We start from the raw sequence: 17,088 nt of genomic DNA on the forward strand, positions 1-17,088 counted from the left end.
CATCACGGAAAGCGCGCCTCGGAGCGTCGTCCTCTCGCGTCAAACGGGTGACGACTCCGGCTGCCTGGAGGGTGGGCGAGCGGCGGGGGAATACGGAGGACTGGAGGCGCGAGGGGCCGGGCCGGGTTGTGTGTAAAGGGAGTCAGACATGCCCATGGAACCTGTCGCGCCGATGTCCGAGGAAGAGGCGCGCGCGGCGGCGGATGCGGACTCACGGCAGCTCCTCTCGGCGGCCACCGTCGAGGAGGCGCTCACGGTGCTCGTGGAGGTCGCCCGCCGGCTGACGCGCGCGCACCAGGCGACCGTGGTGCTGACGCCTGCTCCCGGCAGGACTGGGGGGGCGAGCGTCACCTCGCTCTCGCGCGCCTACGAGGTCTGGGGCGGGTACGCCGTGCCCTCGGGAGGCGGCCGAGCCCGGCGGGGGCGCCGCGCCGCCACGGGGGCCGCGGAGCCCCGGGGGCGCCTGGCGGTGGCGCTGCCCTCGAACGCGGGGGTGCTCTACCTCTTCGACCGGGAGGTGGGGGACTTCAGCCGCGAGGACGAGGTGGCCCTCTCCCGGCTCGCCCGCCTCGCGGGCCTGGCGCTGGAGTCCGCCCGCCTGCTGCGCGAGGAGCAACAGGCGCGCACGGAGGCCGAGGACGCCGAGCACCGCGCGGCCTTCCTCTCCGACGCCAGCCGCCTGCTGGCCTCGTCGTCGCTCGACCCCAAGGTGACGCTCGATACGCTGGCCCGGCTCAGCGTGCCCGTGATGGCGGACTGGTGCTTCGTCGACATCATCGACGAGGGGGGCACCGTGCAGCGCACGTCCGTGGCGCACGCCGACGCGCGCGATGCGCCGCTCGCCCTGCGCGTGCGTGAGTTCCCCCCGGGGCCCGAGGGCAGCTCCCACCCGACCACGCGCGTGGCCCGTCACGCCGAGTCCCTGCTCGTCGATGACGTCGACGACGCGTGGCTGCATCGGGTGTCGGTGAGCGAGGCGCACTACGAGACCATGCGCGAGGTGGGCTTCCACGGCATCCTGTCCGTGCCGCTCGTCGCGCGGGGACGCTCGCTGGGGGCGCTCACGTTCCTCGCCGTGCGCCCCTCGCGCCACTACAGCCAGGCGGACCTGGAGACAGCGCAGGACCTGGCCCGCCGCGCGGCGCTGTTCCTGGACAACGCCCGGCTCTACCGCGAGGCGCGCCGCTCGGTGCTCTTGCGCGACGAGTTCCTCGCCGTGGCCAGCCACGAGCTCAAGACGCCGCTCACGCCCCTTCAACTGCGCCTGCAGTGGCTGCGGCAGCAGACGCGCAAGGACAAGCCCTACCTGCCCACGTCGCTGGTGCTCTCGCAGCTGGACGTCGTGCAGCGCCAGGTGGACAAGCTGTCGGGGCTGGTGCACGGGCTGCTCGATGTCTCGCGCATGTCCAGCGGACGGCTGTCCTTGCACCGTGAGGACGTGGACCTGGAGGTGCTGGCGCGCGAGGTGAAGACGCGCCTGGCGCTCGCCTCGAGTCAGGCAGGCAGCGAGGTGTCGCTCACCACGCACGGGGACGTGAAGGGGCACTGGGACCGCGCCCGGCTGGAGCAGGTGTTGACGCACCTGCTCGCCAACGCGCTGAAGTACGGCGCGGGGCAGCCGGTGCGCGTGGAGCTGGAGGGCGCGGGGGAGGACGTGGTGGTGCGCGTGGAGGACGCGGGCATCGGCATCGCGCGCGAGTACCAGTCCCACATCTTCGAGCGCTTCGGCCGCGCCGTCAGCGAGCGTCACTACGGCGGCCTGGGCCTGGGGCTCTACGTCACCCGGCAGATCGTCGAGGCCCACGGCGGCACCATCCAGGTGGCGAGCGAGCCGCAGAAGGGCAGCCACTTCGAGGTGACCCTGCCCCGACGCGAGAGCACCTGACGTGCGTCCCGCTCCCGCTCGGCTATAAACGCCCCGGGAGGAAACAACATGTCACGCAAGGTGGCCCTCATCACCGGTGCATCGGCGGGGTTGGGTGAGCAGTTCGCGCGGCGCTTCGCTCGGGACGGACACGACGTCATCCTCGTCGCCCGCAGCGCCGAGCGCCTGGAGGCGCTCGCCGCGACGCTCCAGAAGGAGCACGGGGTGACAGCCCACGTGCTGCCCGCGGATTTGACGCGGCCGGAGGCGCCCGAGCAGCTCTTCGCGCAGGTGGCCGAGCGCGGCCTCGCGGTGGAGTTCCTCGTCAACAACGCGGGCTTCGGCTCCGCAGGCCCCTTCCTGGACCAGGACGTGAAGCGCGAGGGGGAGATGGTGGAGGTCAACTGCACCGCGCTGTTGAAGCTCACGCACCTGTTCGCCCGGCCCATGCGCGAGCGCGGCCACGGCCGCATCCTCAACGTCGCCTCCACCGCCGGCTTCCAGCCAGGGCCCTACATGGCCACGTACTACGCGACCAAGGCCTTCGTGGTGTCGCTGTCGGAGGCGCTCTCCTACGAGCTGAAGGGCACGGGCGTGACGGTGACGTGCCACTGCCCCGGCGCGACGCACACCGAGTTCGCCCAGCGCGCGGGCAACGACAAGACCCGCCTGTTCCAGCGCACCGGCGTGGCCAAGGCCCCGGACGTGGTGGAGCACGCGTACGCGAAGATGATGCGCGGGCGCGTGCTGGCCATCCACGGCGTGGCCAACGCGGTGGGGGCCTTCATGGTGCGCCTGAGCCCGCGCGCCGCCGTGCGCGCCATGGTCGCCGGGCTCAACCAGCAGGGCTGAGCGTCTGACACGGTCTGGGCCGTGACGTGACACGGCGGCTGATGGCCCGGCGAGGTCGGGTCGTCGGCGACTTCCGTCGAGCCATGCATTCCCTCCGGCTGGACGCCCTGTCGGACCGGAAGGGAATCCTTGCCCATGGCCTCACCTTCGGGGCCTTCACGGGAGACGTCGATGCGCGTGCGCTGGGCGGTCGTGGTGTTGCCTGGAATGACGTGGGTGGAGGCACTGACCTCTGCTGGCGAAGACGTGTCGGTAGCGGGGGCCGCCGCTCTGGCGCTGGGGCATGGGGCGGACGATGCGAGGTGAGCGGTGGTGGCGCGGTGTGTCCGTCTTCGTGTGGGTGGCGTTGCTGGTGTCCGGGTGCGCTTCGTTGCCGGCGAACCCAGGCCCGACAGACGTGCTGGCCTTCGGTGCCTTCTCCGCGTCCGGCCAGGTGATGAGGGGGGCGGGGGCATCGCCGGAGGAGGAGGTGGCCTCATCGGAAGACGTGCCGTTGCACCTTCGACGAGAGCCCTTGTCGGACGGGAGCGAAGGGGCGGGAGCCACTGGCTCGAAGTCGGTGACCCGAGTGGTTTGTGGTGGCACGGCCTTGCCCGTGGGCTGGCCCGAGCTGGCGCCCAGCCGAGAGGTGGTGGAGTCGTTCCTTGGGTGTGGTTCGCCCGGGGAGTTCGTGGCGATGCAGCGCGGGGTGGACATGGCCGCGTTGGTGGAGTCGCTCACGGACTGGGACGCGGTGCGCCTGGGGGCCCTGGGGCCGATGGACGCAAGGGCCTCGGGAGTGCTGGGCCGCAAGCGCGCGGCCTTCCTCGTCACGGCGGTGGAGAAGTACGGGGTGCCGTATGCGGAGGTGCTTGCCCTCTTCGTCCTGCACTCGGCCTTCGACGACGAGCTGCGCGAGGTGGTGCGGCGGCTGTCGCGTGACAAGCAACTGGGCGAGACGCTGGGGAGCATGCCCGTCGTCCGTGAGGAGCTGAAACAGCGAGGCCTCGCGCTGGAGGGCTTCCCGGAGCGTGGGGAGCAGGGGCGAGACGTGCTGCGGGGGCTGGGACGAGCGGGCCGGGACATGCTCTCCAGCAGCCTGGTGAGTGGCGAGGCCCGGTATACGGAGTTGATGGCCATGGGTGGGCAGATGCCCCCGCGCTACCAGGAAGTCCTCGACGACGTGCAGAAGGAGTTGATGCAGAGGCACTACGCGCCTGGGAGTGTCGCGGCGGGAGCCTTCGACAGCCTGACGTTTGGAGTGCCGATGGGCTTCTACCACCTGGTGGTGGGGACGGGGCACGGGGCGCGCTCGTTGGCGCAGGGCAGGTACGAGCAGGCCACGATGGAGCTGGCACCGGCCGCGCTGGTGGTGGCGCTGTATGCCGGGAGCAAGGGCGCGCGGGCGCTGGTGGAGTCCAGGCCCGGCGGTCTGCGGCGAGTCTCTGCTCCGGACGTCGAAGCACTGAAGGCGATCGTGAAAGAGATGGAGGAGCAATTCGGCTCCGCCGTGGTCGGCGAGTTCGTCTCCCTATTCAGGGGCAGGCGTGAGGTTGCTCTCTTCGCGGCGGTAGAAGGGCCGGCTGGTGTCATCGCCCTGCATGAAGCGCGAGGCAACCTGCCGAAGGCGCAGGCCATGCTGGCGGAGCGGTATCGGGAGTCCGCGCGGGCCAGCGCAACGAGCGGCGGTAGGACGCCAGGTGGTGGCACCCCGTCCCTGCCACCGGAGGCGGCCGGACTCCGCGCGGAGGTGGCGGAAGCAAAGCTGAAGCAGGCGGAGGCGGAGGCGGCGGGCGGGCGTCTGCCGGTGGAGGTGAGGTTGCTGGAGAGGCACCGAGAGGCCTTGTTGAAGGCGACGCCACGCGGCGCGGAGGTGAACGCGCGCTGGCCGGAGTATTTGTCGTACCTGGAGAGGAGGACGGCTGAGTTCGAGACGGGCGTCGCGCAGAAGGGGCCACTGGAGTGGGCGGGCTACCGGGCGATGCGAGACAGGTATGCGCGTGGCCTGGCCTTCGAGAAGACCATGGTCGCCATACTGGAGGCGGACGCGGCGCTTCCGCGAGGGCAGCGGCGCTGGCTGAAGGACTTCGACCAGCCGCGCATCGAGACACACGTGGGAGTGATGAAGGCGGACCTGCGCTTCGCGGACGTGCTCGTCATCGAGGAGCGGCCGCCCCCCGGCCAGTCACCCCGCGTGGAGACCTTCAGCTTCAAGAGTCGGGAGCTGTCACAACTGAAGGACAAGGCCCTCCAGGCACAGATGATCACGGATGCTAGCGCTGCTTTGACGTACTACGGTGAGACGTTGAGCATCCTGAGGCCCCACATCAGGCAGCAAGCGAAAGTTCTGCGGGTGCGCCTCGTCTACGAAGGGGGGCCACTGAAACCCTCGAATTTCGATGCAATGAGGGAGTCCGTGCGCATCACTGAAAGGAAGGTCAAGGGAGTGGAGGTGTCGTTCGAATGAAAGTGCTTGAACTCCGCGAGGTCGCCTCGGAAGACGTTCTCCGCCTTTCCCTCGAAGGTATCTTTGGCCATCAAGAGGGGGTCGAGCACGCGCTGGCGCCGTTCCTTCTGGCTCTTGAAGAATATTCAGCCGATTGGATGCCGGAGGTTGTCGAGGGGAAGCGACAGCGCAAATATTCTCGCGCTGCATTTTGGAAAGCATTTGACGAAGAGCGTGATGAGAGCAGCGCTGTCGTTGGGTTCTACCGCACGAATCGTCCCTCGTTGGACATGACGCTTCGGCTATTCTTGGAGCCCGATGAATGCAGGCTGCACATCTGGATCGCGGTCCAGCCGCAGACTTTCTTTGGGCAGGTGGAGCGCTGCCGAAAGTTCGTGCAGATGATCCGTGCATGGGCCTCGAGCTACGCAGTCGTCAATGCCATGGCTCACAGCATGGCCGACAGGCAGCTGGCGGATTACCCCAACTTTGGTCGCGAAGATGAAGTGACGAGGCGAGATGGCTTCGACAAGATTTATGAGCTGTTCTGGCTGAACATCTTCGGTCCGGAGTTGGTGGAAAGCGTGGGGCGTGAGCGGGTGTTGTCGACCCCCGCGCACCTGGTGGAGGAGTTGCCCAACGGTGCCATCCTGCTGGTGCTGCGTCCCACCGCCGCTGACTTCGCGAGCGATGAGGCGCGCGTGGCCCAAGCGCGAGCGCATGTCCACCTGCGCCCGGACCTCGACTTCGACACGGTGCTGAGGGCGCTCAAGGAGCGCAGCGCCGCGCTGGTGCCTGTCGAGCCGAGCTTCCACCCGGACGTGGCTCCATTCCTCTCGCGGCTGCCGGATGAGTTCGCCATCGGCGAGCGTCAGAAGAAGATTGCCGAACTCAACGCGTTCCGGCCCCCGGCGCCGGAGGAGTGGCTGCCCGTCGCGCTGCCGTCAGACGTGGAGAGTCCGGAGAGCGTCCTCACTTCCTACGCGGAGCTGTCCGAGGAACTCGTGGCCGCGCTGCATACGAAGGTGCCCTCCATCATGGAGGAGACCCCCGAGTCCCTCACGGACCTGGACTTCTACTTCTGGAGGGAGAACTTCCCGGAGAGGTACGAGCGCGAGCTCATCGACAGTCATACCGCGCCAGCGCTGGGGGCATATCTGGGCGGTATGCTGGTACGGCGGCTCGGCGGCACCTGGGTGCCGCGGCGGAAGTTGGAGGAGTCCCAGGTGCGGGTCGGCGAGCGCGTGTGGCTGCCTTTCCTTCGCGCCCGACGGTACCTGCAGTCGCGCCAGTCGCTGCTGGACTGCTCGCTCACCCAGTTCTTCAAGGAGTCCGAGCGGCACCGCCCCTGACCGGGAAGCCATGGCGGGGCGACACGAAGACCGGATGGGCACGGACCGGGCCGTGAGCTCCTCGGCTCGAGGAGGCGTCACGGCCCGGCGCGCGACCTCACGTCAGTTGAAGGTCGCGGTGAACAGCAGCGAGAAGTGGGTGACGTTCCAGTCGTCGTTGCCCTCGCCGCGGATGCGGCCCAGCGCCAGCTCCGCGCCGATGCCCACGCCCCAGTTGTCGCTCACCCACCACTCCTTGCCCAGGCCCAGGTGCAGGCCCACGCCGGTGTCGGTCTCCGCCTCCGTCTCGCCCTCGTACGAGGCGCTGAGCTGGTTGGCCACCACCGCGCCGGAGAGGTAGAAGTTGACGGGCATGAAGTAGTACGCGAGGCCCACGCCGATGGCGGCGTAGTTGCTGGCCACGTCGTCGTCCTCGTCCCCCTCGATGGTGACGCCCTCCACCTCGATGTCCGGGTTGGGTGTGGAGGTGCCGAACAGCTTTCCGTAGAGGATGAAGTTGTTGATGGGCGCGAAGCCCAGCTCCAGGTTGAGCGTGCCCGCGCCGCCCTTGAGGGCCAGGTCCACGCCTTGTCCCACGGCGGCCGAGTGCGTGTAGCCCAGGCCGAGCTGACCGCGCAGGTAGAAGCCATCGTGGGTGTGTCGGCCGCGGTCATCCGCCAGCGCGATGGAAGAGGGAAGCAGCACTGCCGCGAAGAGCCAAGAGTAGCGCATGAAGTCGAGTCCTTGCTTCGGTGGAGCCCGCCCCGGCCGGGAGGTCTCGTCGGGGTGATGCCGCCTGGCGACCGCTCGATGCCAGCCCGGGAGACACCCCCATTCCCGGGTCCTCGGGCTTATACCCCGGTGACGGCCGATGCGAGCAACCCTCGCCCGACACCGCGAAAGCTGCTCTGCTGCGCGCCCCCCGGCGCCGGCTCTCCGCGCCGCGGACTCAGAAGAGGGATGCGATGACTGGGACTGTGAACCCCGCGGAGCTGGCCCGACGACTGGACGACGCGAGGCGGGAGCGGCGGGAGGTGCCGCCCCTCACCAACGAGCTGCCCGCGCTGTCCGTGCCGGACGCGTACGCCATCCAGGAGGAGGGGCTGAAGCTGCGGCTCGCGGCCGGTGAGCGCCTGGTGGGCTTGAAGATGGGCCTGACGTCCGAGGCCAAGCGCCGGCAGATGAACCTGGACTCGCCCGTGTATGGCGTCCTCACGGACAAGATGCGCGTGCAGGCGGACGGCGTGGTGTCGCTCGCCCAGGGCATCCACCCGAAAATCGAGCCCGAGATTGCCTTCCGCACCGCGCGCGAGCTCAAGGGCACCGTGACGCGCGACGAGGCGCTGGATGCGTGTGAGTCCGTGTTCGCGGCGATGGAGATCCTCGACTCGCGCTACCGCGACTTCAAGTACTTCTCCCTGCCGGACGTGGTGGCGGACAACGCGTCCTCGTCCCTGTTCGTCCTGGCGACCCAGGAGCACCCGCCGCGCGCCATGGATTTGACGCGGCTGGAGATGAAGATGTTCGTGAACGACGCGCTGGCGCACTCGGCCCGCTCGGACGCCATCTCCGGGGACCCCGTGTTGTCGTTGGTGCAGCTGTGCGAGCTGCTCGCCAAGCGCGGACAGGTGCTGCCCGCGGGGAGCATCGTCCTGGCGGGCGCGGCGACCATCGCGCACATGTTCCAGCCCGGAGACCGGGTGAAGCTCGTCGTCGAGGGACTCGGCTCGGTGGCGGTGTCGGCCGCCTGAGGCGTCGTCACAGGAACCAGGAGGAGGCCACGCCCGCGCTCTGGTGGCGCGGGCGCACGTCCGCCTCCAGCCATTGCACCGCGTACCGCTCGCCGTGCTGCTTCAGGAACGCGTCCAGGCGCTCCGGCCTCAAGCGCTCGCGGGTGGAGTGATGCGCGGACAGCGCGCGCCGCATCGCCGGGTGGTAGCGCACGAAGGATGCGAAGTCGCGCGGGTACTCGCGCGCGTCCACGCCGAGCAGCTGGCCCCGGGTGCGGCCTCGTGACAGCAGCGCGCGCCAGTGCTCCATCGTGGCGAGGCCGATGGACTCCACCCCGCGTGAGCAGAGCGTCAGGTACATCGCGTCCCACGGCGTGGAGCGGTCCAGGTAGCGCTCGAGCGCGCGCGCCGAGGCCCGCGTGTTGAGCACCATCCAGAACGGCACCGCGCCGGTGCGCAGCGTCCACCAGGGCTCCAGCAGGATGGAGCACTCCGCCAGCAGCTTGACGGACGGCATCTTCCGCTCGTGGTACCAGTGCCGGTACAGGTCCGCCACCAGCGGGCTGAGCGCCTCCGGCTCCGGGTAGACGATGCGCTTGAGCCTCCAGCGCCGCTTGCGTGCGAGCCGCAGCAAGTCGTCGCGCAGGGCGGGCTCGAAGCCCCACTCCGCCTCCGGGCTGTCGCTGTCGGGCGGGGGTGACGGCCAGCGCGTCAGGGACGAGCCCTGCTGGCGCAGGTAGGCCTCCACGCGAGGGCCGCCCAGGTAGTACTCGTCCGGGCTCGCGCCCCCGAGCGAGCCTTGCTGGAAGACGTGTCGCTCGCCCTGTTGGAGCGTGGGCCAGCGCAGCTCGCACTCGGACACGAAGAGGGTGGCGCCGGGCTCCAGCGCCTCCTCCAGGAAGCGGATGTACGCGGGGCTCAGCCCGCGCCGCTTCACCCGGAAGTGCGTCAGTCCCTGGAGGAGGAGCCGGTCGTGGTTGGCGTCGTGGGTGTGGTGGAGCTGCAGCTCCGGATGGGATTCCAGCAGACGACGTGCGGGCTCGCGCGCGAAGCCGAGGGTCTTCATCGGCTCGTCCACGGGCACCTGGCCGTCATGGCGCACGGACAGCAGGTGCGTCTGCGGCAGCCAGGGGATTCCGAGCGCGGCGCACAGGTGGACGAGCGCGCCGTTGGTGGCGCCGACCACGGCCGCGGGATAGCGGCGTCTCGGGTAGCGGCTCACCACCCAGCGCGCGAGGGCCTCCGCGTCGAAGCGCGCGAGCGCCTTCGGCGTCAGCGCCTCCGCCAGCGCGCCGCGCACCCACGCGCTCTCGCGCAGCGGCACCGACAGGCGGTTGACGGCGGGCGCCAGTGCCTCGAACAGCGGATGCGTGTGGCGGTGGGCGCCCAGCGCGGGGGCGTCCCGGCCATGCAGGAAGGCCGCGAGCGCCCGCAGCAGCGCGGCCGACGAGTCGAGGTCCGCGACGAAGCGGCGCGCCATCATGGCGCCAGCTCCGCGTGACGAGTCTCGTGCGGGTTCGGTGCGAGATGACGTGCGTCAGGCGAACTCCGCGCCGCTTGCTCCGGGTCCACGCGCCGGGGCCCGTTCGCGTCCGGTGTGAGACGACAAGAGAGGAGTGCGCTTCGCGCCGCTTGCTCCGGGGCCACGCGCCGAGGCCCGTTCGCGTCCGGTGTGAGACGACAAGAGAGGAGTGCGCTTCGCGCCGCTTGCTCCGGGGCCACGCGCCGAGGCTCGTACGCGTCCGGCACGCGCCGACGAGCATCGGGCGAGCACCATGCCTCGCGTGCAGACTCCTCGCGACGAGCCCCGTGCGCGTCCGACGCCGCACGACGTGCGTGTGGTGGATTCATCTCCCCCTCCAGGGCTCTGGCTCGGCGTCCTCAGGCAAGGTAGCCCTGGCGCACCTGCCGGGCAGGCCGCTGACCGGGGTCTGCTCGCCTGCAGTCCCGGGAGGCTTGCGTGGACGCCGTGCGTCAGGGCCCCGGCTGTCGCGCCAGGTCCGCCGTCACGCGCAGCCCCTGGGCCGCGTACGCGCGCGAGCAGGGACGCAGCCGGGCCTCGGTGGGCCCCATCGGCTCCAGCACGAAGGAGGAGTCCTTGTGTCGGGGCGGCGAGTCCGGCCAGTGCCCCCGCTCGGCGCGCGCCAGGTCCACCTCCGCCAGCGTGATGAGCGCGTCGTGCTGCAGCCGGCGCAAATCCAACCGCTCCGCGTACTCGCCATACGTGACGACGTCCGGGCCGTGGAGGCTGAGCGTGCCCAGCTCCAGCAGCGCGAACGCGCGCCGGCGCGCCCCCGTGGGCAGGTCCGCGACGGCCGTCAGCGCGTCGAAGCCCTCCACCAACCGCCACCACGCGCGCCGCGCCGTCAGCGCGTTGTCGTCCGGAGGCGCGAGTCCCAGCAGCTCCGGCGGGACGATGTCCTGGCTCCCCGCCGGCAGCCGCGCCAGCGTCTGCTCGGAGAGCAGCGGCCGGAAGTGGACCAGCTGCAGCAGCACCGACTCCTGCCGCAGCGTGACGGAGAAGGGCGCGTACCCATCCGCCAGGCGCGCCAGCTGCGAAATCGCCAGGCGCTTGCGCTCCAGCGGCGCGGCGTCCAGCGCGTCCGCGCAGGGGTGATAGAGCACGCCATGGCCCGTGGCGGAGAGCAGCTGCCCCTCCATGCCTCCCCCCAGCTCCAGCTCCCGGCTGAGCGCCAGCGCGTCCAGACACACATCCAGCGCCGCCGAGGCCTGCCCGTGGGACAGCCGCACCCGCGTCTCCAACGCCGCCAGGTGCACCACGTACATCAGCGCGAACCGGCCATTGGCGCGGGCGGGCGTGAGGGGCGCCAGCGCCCCCAAGCGCTCGGGCAGCCCCCCCACCTCCGCGTGCGTCGCCAGCAGCACCCGCGCGAGCAACGGCCGGGCCCGCTCCAGCGCCTGCTCACAGCCCTGCGTCAGCGCCGACGTGGGCAGCTTCCCGTCCGCCACGTCCCGACAGGGCTGCCCCTGCGCCGAGTTCCCCTGTGGCTTCTGTTGCTCCTGATACAGCTGCAGCACGGGCTCGAGCAGCGGCTCCAGGTGGCGCGCGAAGCTGCCCGGGACCGAGGGATTCACGTGTGAGGGCCGCGCGTAGCTCGTGCGCGACAGCTCCCCCACCTCCCGCACCAGCCGCTCCTCCAGGGGCCCCGTGCGCAGCTTCACGTACGCCCACCCGCCCCCGCAGGCGAGGAGGACGGCGAGTGCGCCGCCAGCGAGGGTGTAGAGGGGACGGTGGAGGGCCATGAGGGGGAGTCCGGCGGGCGGAGCCTCGCATGAAACCTCCGCTCGGGGGACTCGCCGCGTCATCCTTCCGTGACTTCACTCGCCGTCTGGGCCCGGGGGCCAGCGTCCGGCCCGAGGGTCAGCCGGCACTGCGGCGGGGAGGCAGGAGGCCATGGTTCAGCCGGGCCAGCAGGTGGTCCGCGAGCGCGCGGGCCTGGGCGCGAATCTCCGGCACGGCCGTGGTCTCCCACAGCTCCCCCCGGCGCAGGGGCCCCAGCGTATAGAGGAGCCCTCCTGTCCGCCCGCTCGCGTCCAGCAGGGCGCCGTGGCTGTCGGTGTCCAGGCCCATGCCGAGCGCGTCCGGCCGCAGCCGCCCCTCGTCCGCCAGGCGCTTGAGCAGCGGGTGGCCGTGTCGGGTGACGGTGCCCTCGGGGCCGGTGCAGTTCACCACGTGGCGGACCTGGAGGTGCTCCTCGCGGCCCTCGCCTCGCGGGAGGATTCGCGCGTGGACCGTGCCGGTGTCGTCCAGCCGGAAGCCGCGCACCCGGGCCGCGCGCACCGTCAGTCGTCCTGTTTCCATCAGCTGCTCGAGCCCCTCGGCGACGCCGGGCGCCATCCGGTGGCGGTGGACGTCCCAGTAGGAGCGCAGGTGGCGCAGGAAGCGCCGTCGCTCCACGTCCGACAGCCGCTGCCACAGGGGCACCGTCACCGGCCTCAGCGCATCCACCACCGCGCGCCAGCTGGCCCCCGCGTCCGTGGCCCGGCGCACCTCGCGCCGCAGCACCCGCAGCAGCGCGCGCACGCGCACGGGGATGGGGTGCGGGGTGGTGTCGTCCTGGGGCCGCAAGCCCTCGCGTCGCAGCGCGCGCAGCACGTCGCGGATGCCGGGCGAGTCGTACGTCCCCGCGGAGGCGCGCAGGTGCCGGTGGGGCAGCAGCCCGTGCCGCGACAGCGCGTACATGGGGCCCGTGTGGCCCTGCTCCTCCAGCGACAGCACGGCGTCCACCATGGTGAGCCCCGTGCCGATGAGCAGCACCGCGTCCTTCGCGCCGATGCCGGCGAGCGCGTCAGGGACCCACGGCGAGCGGTGGTAGTGGGGGCTCGCGTACAGCCCGCCGTCCTCCACCCGGAGGTCCGCGGGGTCCGCGTTGCCCAGCGCCAGCACCGCGCGGCGCGCGACGTGCTCCGCGCCGTCCCCGGTCGTCAGCGTCACCAGGCCGCCGTGCTCGCGCATCGAGACCACCTGCGCAAACCTGGTCTCCAGCCGCACCCCCGGGGCCGCGCGCGCGCGGGTCTCCTCCAGCACCTCCGCCAGGTATTGGCCATAGCGCTGCCGGGGGACGAAGTCTCCGGGCGCCGTGTCGGGCGCCTGTCGCCGCACGGCGCGCAGGAAGTGCTCCGGGTCCTCCATGAAGGCGCCCATGCGCCCGGCGGGGACGTTGAGCAGATGACGCTGGCTGCGGGTCGAGTAGGCGAGCCCCTGGCCCACGCTCCGGCCTCGCTCCAGCAGCAGCACCCGCAGGGGCGCGCGTGCCTGCTTCAGGAGGTGGATGGCCAACAATGTTCCGCTGGCCCCGCCCCCGACGATGGCCACATCCCATGGGCTGCTGTGTCCTTGCACGCCGCAATCCTATGTCCGCCTGCGCGTGACGGCATCCACGCTGGCGGTGTGGACAATCGGATGGCAACCCCTGGTCAGGGTCTGAGGGCGTGTCCACACTCCCACGCACATCCCGGGAGGACCCATGCGAGAGCGCTCCACCATAGGAGAGTGGGACCGTGAGGTCCCGGACACGAAGAGCCTGCTCGGCTGGTCACTGCCAGAGGGTCGGGACGCCGTCCCGTCGCTGACGTGGCTGATGGAGCGGCTTCGTGACAGCCGCCCCGACTGGGGGCTGCTGGGCTCGCTCGTCCGGTTCGACGACGCGCGCTACGTGCGCAGGACGCTGGCGAAGACGGACGCGTGTGAGCTGCTGCTCGTGTGCTGGAGGCCGGGGCAGGGCTCGCTCGTGCATGACCATGGCGGCTCCGCCGGCGTGTCGCTGCTCGTGCAGGGGAGCCTGGACGAGACGCGTTACGACTGGGCGGGAGACAGGCTGCTGCCGGCCGTCGTCGAGCGCGCGCGGGAGGGCGACTTGTTGCTCGAGGCGTCGGACACCATCCACCGCGTGCACAACTCGTCGCGTCGGGGCGCGGTGTCGTTGCACCTGTACGCGCCGCCGATGGAGGGCATGACGCCCTACGACAGCCAGGTGGTCAGAGCGCCGCGTCCAGTTGCCGTGGGGGCTGGGCGAAGGCGCCGGCCACGGGCAGGGTGACGCGGAAGATGCTGCCCCGGCCGGGCGCGCTCTCCAGCGTGAGGGTGCCGCCCAGCGACGTGACGATGCCGTGGCAGACGGCGAGGCCCAGGCCGGTGCCCACGCCCAGGGGCTTGGTGGTGAAGAACGGGTCGAAGATGCGCTCGCGGTGCTCGGGGGAGATGCCGCAGCCGGTGTCGCGCACCTCCACCGCGACGACGCGCCCCGGCATCGCCTCGCTCGCGACGACGCGCACCTCGTTGAGCTCCACCTGACCGGGGACGATGGCCTGCGCCGCGTTGAGCAGCAGGTTCAGGAACACCTGACCCAGCCGGGCGCCGTTGCCCTGCACCGGGGGCACGCCGTCGCACTCGACCACCAGGCGCGCGCGGTGCCGCAGCTCGTGCATGGCCATCTTCGCCGCGGTGCGCACCACCGCGCCCACGTCCGACGGGCCGCTGCCCACGTCCTCGGAGCGCGAGAGCGTCTGCAAGTCACGGACGATGAGGCGGATGCGCTCGGCGCCGTCGCGCGTCTCGGCGAGCGCCTCCAGCACCTCCTGGCGCTCGCGCTCCGGCAGCTGCTCCTTCTGCTGGAGCTCCTGGTGGATGTACTCCAGGTTGCTGAGGATGAAGGCGAGGGGGTTGTTGATTTCGTGGCCCACGCCCGCGGCGATGCGGCCCAGGGCGATGAGCCGGTCGGCGAAGAGCAGCTGGGCCTGGGTGGCGTGGAGCTGCTCCAGGCTGCGCGACAGCTTGGCGTTGGCGGCCTCGAGCTCCGCGGTGCGCTCGCGCACCGTCTCCTCCAGCGCCTCCGAGGCCGCGCGCGCGCTGGTCGTGCTGGAAGCTTCCGGGCCGGACGGTATCCCCTGACGTGCCAGGAAGGCGCGTCGCAGCGTGCCTCGCCGCTGCGCCACCGCCGACATCAACAGCACCCTGGCTCGTAGCGTCATCACGTCGCAATCCCAGCGTCAGGTGTCCAGCCCGTGGAACGCGCGGGGACGGGGGACAGCGCCAGTCAACACCGCCAGGACGGCCTGGGCAAGGAGCCGATGTCGTCTGGCGAGGCGGCGAAAGCACTTCCCGGTGGGTAGTCGACGGCGGCGCGCCCCCGTGTCGGAGCCACCGTTGGGCGGTGGAAGCTTGGGCGCGAGGTGTGTCATCGCGCGCGCGGAGTCTCGGAGGCGTGGCGGTCCGACGCCACCGAGGGCTGCGCGCGCCGGGCCCAGCACGCGCCACCCACCAGACACGCACCCATGACCACCGCGAGCAGGAGGCTCGGCACGCCCCTGAGCCGCGCCGTCCCCGTCGCGGGCCGTGCCCGGACCACGAGCCGGGGCGCCTCGGGCTCGGACGCCGGCCGGTACGCGGGCAGTCCACCCGAGCTGGCCGCGCCGCGCCGCCCTCTCGACGGTGGCCGAGTCCCCTCGGTGGAGGCGGGCACGTCCGCCACATCGGGGAACAGCGGCGCGTCCCACGCACCGTCCGCCGACGCGAGCTCCGCCTCCAGCACCGCGCACCACGTGCTCGCGGTGCCGCGCCGCCAGGGCTGCTTGGACAACAGCCGCGAGCACAGCTCGCTCAACGCCCACGGCACCCGCGGGTTGAGCACGTGCGGCGACACCGGAGGGTGGTGGATGACGGCCAGCTCGCCCTCGGGCGTCTCCACGTCCACGAACGGGTGGCGCGCGGTGAGCATCCAGTAGAGCACCACGCCCAGCGCGTACAGGTCATCCGCGGACGTGGGCGGATACACCCCGTCGGGGTGCGCGCGTCGGAACGCCAGCGCCTCCGGGCTGCGGTAGCGCGGCGTGCCCGGTGGCAGCACCCCGCGCGGCAGCCGGGGCGCCCCCGAGTAGTCCCCCACGCCGAAGTCCATCAACACCGGCGTGCCGTCCTCCTCGCGCACGACGACGTTGTCCTCCTTGATGTCGCGGTGGAGCACGTCCGCCGTGTGCGCCGCCTCCAGCCCCCGCGCCATGCCCAGCGCCAGCGTCGCGGCCCCTCTCGCGGACGGGTTCTCCTCCTCCACCCACTGCGCCAGCGGACGCCCCCTCACGTACTCCATCGCCAGGTAGAGCCACGCGGGGGACTCGGAAGGAAAGAGCCCGCCCGCGCGGAAGCCCACCACGTTGCGATGCGCCAGCCGCGTGAGGATGGCCACCTCGCGCAGGGCCCAGCCCCCCAACTGCTCCAGCGACTGCAGCTTGAGCGCCACGGGGGCCCCGTCGCGAGAGGCGCGGTACACCACGCCGCACCCTCCCGCGCCCAGCAACGCCTCCACCCGGTAGCCCGCGATGTCCGCGCCCTCGGGCGCGTCCAGGACGTGATGCTTGTCCATGCCACCTCCCCAGTCGGACACGACCTCGGGAATGGGGTGACGCTAGCACCACCTCCGAGGATGTCCCCCCCGACAGCGGGGAGGGGCCCCCACGCCCCGGCCGCGAGTGTGCGGCAGCGGATGGCGCGCTGCCCTCAGGGGCAGGCGCCGCAGTCGGCGTTGCAGCTCGTCGCGGTGGTGCCCGTGCCGCAGCGCTCGGTGAACTGGCAGACGCCATCCCCGCACCGATAGATTTCCGCGGGGCGGATGCGCGCGGTGATGGGCTGGTAGGTCTTCCCGTTGTGCATGCACGACGCGTAGTAGGGCAGGGGGTTGTTGCCGGCGTCCCTGGCCACCGTGCACAGCGAGGCGCACATGCCCAGGTGGGTGATGGGTGGGCACTGCTGCGTGGTGCCCGAGGCCAGCCCACACGTGCGAGGCGTGCTCCGCTCCGCGGCGAGGTACGGCTGGTCATTGGCCGCGAACACGCCCGTGCCGTCGAAGAGGTTGCCGAAGTAGCAGGCCTCCTTCTCGCTGTAGAGGTCCAGCTCCGCCTGCGTGTAGGGGATGGCTGGAGGCGTGGAGGAGCCGGTCGCCGCGACGCGGCCCAGCACGGAGATGGGCACGTGCAGGCCGTACTTGTTCGCGTGCGCCGCCAGGCACGCGGACACCACCTGCTGCTCCGCCTCCGTCGCCGCCGCCCCGTTCGCCCAGCTCGTCGCCAGCCCCAACGAGCCCAGCCACGTGTACTGCACCCCCGTCACCGGGTTGGTGAAGGTGCGCGTCTGCCCCGCCGCCACCGCGCACGTCACCACGTAGGACATCACCGCGTCCGCCGTGCTCGGGTCCTGGTTGAACCAATCCTTGAAGCCATTGGTGGACAGGCCGTTGGTGGACAGGCCGTTGGTGGACAGGCCGTTGGTGGACAGGCCGTTGGTGGACAGGCCGTTGGTGGAGAGCCCGTTGACGGACAGCGCATGCACGCGCAGCTGCCCCAGCTCCTCCCCCACCGGCTCCAACTCCACCC

At 71.3% G+C, this 17,088-nt stretch carries 13 protein-coding genes; 6 read left to right on the forward strand and 7 right to left on the reverse strand.

The features are described 5' to 3' along the window. Positions 1-148: 148 nt before the first annotated feature. The 4 genes from FL311_RS10775 (at position 149) to FL311_RS10790 (ending at position 6,493) form a co-directional block, all read left to right on the forward strand. The gene (locus FL311_RS10775; protein WP_141324891.1) at positions 149-1,885 is read left to right on the forward strand and encodes a HAMP domain-containing sensor histidine kinase; all 1,737 of its coding nucleotides are present in this window, start codon (positions 149-151) and stop codon (positions 1,883-1,885) included. Between the two features lie 48 nt (positions 1,886-1,933). After that, positions 1,934-2,716: an SDR family oxidoreductase gene (locus tag FL311_RS10780; RefSeq protein ID WP_141324893.1), complete on the forward strand. Its 783-nt coding sequence runs from the start codon at positions 1,934-1,936 to the stop codon at positions 2,714-2,716. Positions 2,717-3,011: 295 nt separating this feature from the next. Continuing rightward, complete coding sequence (locus tag FL311_RS10785; protein WP_141324912.1) at positions 3,012-5,162, forward strand: hypothetical protein; 2,151 nt, start codon at positions 3,012-3,014, stop codon at positions 5,160-5,162. Further along, entirely contained in the window at positions 5,159-6,493 is a 1,335-nt protein-coding gene (locus FL311_RS10790) for a hypothetical protein (protein WP_141324895.1), read from the forward strand. Before FL311_RS10785 ends, FL311_RS10790 begins: the two co-directional genes overlap by 4 nt. 102 nt (positions 6,494-6,595) lie before the next feature. Here FL311_RS10790 and FL311_RS10795 read toward each other — a convergent pair whose 3' ends face one another. Continuing rightward, entirely contained in the window at positions 6,596-7,204 is a 609-nt protein-coding gene (locus FL311_RS10795) for a hypothetical protein (protein ID WP_141324897.1), read from the reverse strand. 233 nt (positions 7,205-7,437) lie between these two features. On the opposite strand from FL311_RS10795, the gene FL311_RS10800 reads away from it, so the two are divergent. Further along, complete coding sequence (locus FL311_RS10800) at positions 7,438-8,223, forward strand: 2-keto-4-pentenoate hydratase (protein WP_141324899.1); 786 nt, start codon at positions 7,438-7,440, stop codon at positions 8,221-8,223. 7 nt (positions 8,224-8,230) lie between these two features. Here the strand turns inward: FL311_RS10800 and FL311_RS10805 are convergent, their stop codons facing one another. The 3 genes from FL311_RS10805 to FL311_RS10815 form a co-directional block, all read right to left on the reverse strand. After that, positions 8,231-9,685 carry a hypothetical protein gene (locus FL311_RS10805; protein WP_194869156.1) on the reverse strand — a complete coding sequence of 485 codons (1,455 nt, stop codon included), beginning with the start codon at positions 9,683-9,685 and terminating at the stop codon, positions 8,231-8,233. 491 nt (positions 9,686-10,176) lie between these two features. Beyond that, positions 10,177-11,466 carry a hypothetical protein gene (locus FL311_RS10810; protein ID WP_141324901.1) on the reverse strand — a complete coding sequence of 430 codons (1,290 nt, stop codon included), beginning with the start codon at positions 11,464-11,466 and terminating at the stop codon, positions 10,177-10,179. Positions 11,467-11,584: 118 nt separating this feature from the next. Then, entirely contained in the window at positions 11,585-13,066 is a 1,482-nt protein-coding gene (locus FL311_RS10815; RefSeq protein ID WP_141324903.1) for an FAD/NAD(P)-binding protein, read from the reverse strand. Positions 13,067-13,190: 124 nt separating this feature from the next. On the opposite strand from FL311_RS10815, the gene FL311_RS10820 reads away from it, so the two are divergent. Beyond that, entirely contained in the window at positions 13,191-13,763 is a 573-nt protein-coding gene (locus FL311_RS10820) for a cysteine dioxygenase family protein (RefSeq protein ID WP_141324904.1), read from the forward strand. Here the strand turns inward: FL311_RS10820 and FL311_RS10825 are convergent. From FL311_RS10825 to FL311_RS10835, 3 genes are all read right to left on the reverse strand, one after another. Beyond that, positions 13,702-14,694, reverse strand: coding sequence for a sensor histidine kinase (locus tag FL311_RS10825; protein ID WP_141324914.1), 993 nt, complete (start codon positions 14,692-14,694; stop codon positions 13,702-13,704). The two genes, FL311_RS10820 and FL311_RS10825, sit on opposite strands and share 62 nt — an antisense overlap. A 206-nt stretch (positions 14,695-14,900) precedes the next feature. Then, positions 14,901-16,082 (reverse strand): serine/threonine-protein kinase, encoded by a 1,182-nt coding sequence (locus FL311_RS10830; protein WP_141324906.1) that lies wholly within the window; start codon positions 16,080-16,082, stop codon positions 14,901-14,903. A 134-nt stretch (positions 16,083-16,216) separates the two neighbouring features. Next, positions 16,217-17,086 (reverse strand): hypothetical protein, encoded by an 870-nt coding sequence (locus tag FL311_RS10835; RefSeq protein WP_141324908.1) that lies wholly within the window; start codon positions 17,084-17,086, stop codon positions 16,217-16,219. Positions 17,087-17,088 lie beyond the last annotated feature (2 nt).

It is taken from the genome of Myxococcus sp. AB025B, from assembly GCF_006518215.1.
GTDB lineage: Bacteria > Myxococcota > Myxococcia > Myxococcales > Myxococcaceae > Myxococcus > Myxococcus fulvus.

Coding starts and splice junctions, on each gene's coding strand:
- FL311_RS10775 (WP_141324891.1), top strand. CDS start 149: ATGCCCATGGAACCTGTCGCGCCGATGTCCGAGGAAGAGGCGCGCGCG.
- FL311_RS10780 (WP_141324893.1), top strand. CDS start 1,934: ATGTCACGCAAGGTGGCCCTCATCACCGGTGCATCGGCGGGGTTGGGT.
- FL311_RS10785 (WP_141324912.1), top strand. CDS start 3,012: ATGCGAGGTGAGCGGTGGTGGCGCGGTGTGTCCGTCTTCGTGTGGGTG.
- FL311_RS10790 (WP_141324895.1), top strand. CDS start 5,159: ATGAAAGTGCTTGAACTCCGCGAGGTCGCCTCGGAAGACGTTCTCCGC.
- FL311_RS10795 (WP_141324897.1), bottom strand. CDS start 7,204: ATGCGCTACTCTTGGCTCTTCGCGGCAGTGCTGCTTCCCTCTTCCATC.
- FL311_RS10800 (WP_141324899.1), top strand. CDS start 7,438: ATGACTGGGACTGTGAACCCCGCGGAGCTGGCCCGACGACTGGACGAC.
- FL311_RS10805 (WP_194869156.1), bottom strand. CDS start 9,685: ATGATGGCGCGCCGCTTCGTCGCGGACCTCGACTCGTCGGCCGCGCTG.
- FL311_RS10810 (WP_141324901.1), bottom strand. CDS start 11,466: ATGGCCCTCCACCGTCCCCTCTACACCCTCGCTGGCGGCGCACTCGCC.
- FL311_RS10820 (WP_141324904.1), top strand. CDS start 13,191: ATGCGAGAGCGCTCCACCATAGGAGAGTGGGACCGTGAGGTCCCGGAC.
- FL311_RS10825 (WP_141324914.1), bottom strand. CDS start 14,694: ATGACGCTACGAGCCAGGGTGCTGTTGATGTCGGCGGTGGCGCAGCGG.
- FL311_RS10830 (WP_141324906.1), bottom strand. CDS start 16,082: ATGGACAAGCATCACGTCCTGGACGCGCCCGAGGGCGCGGACATCGCG.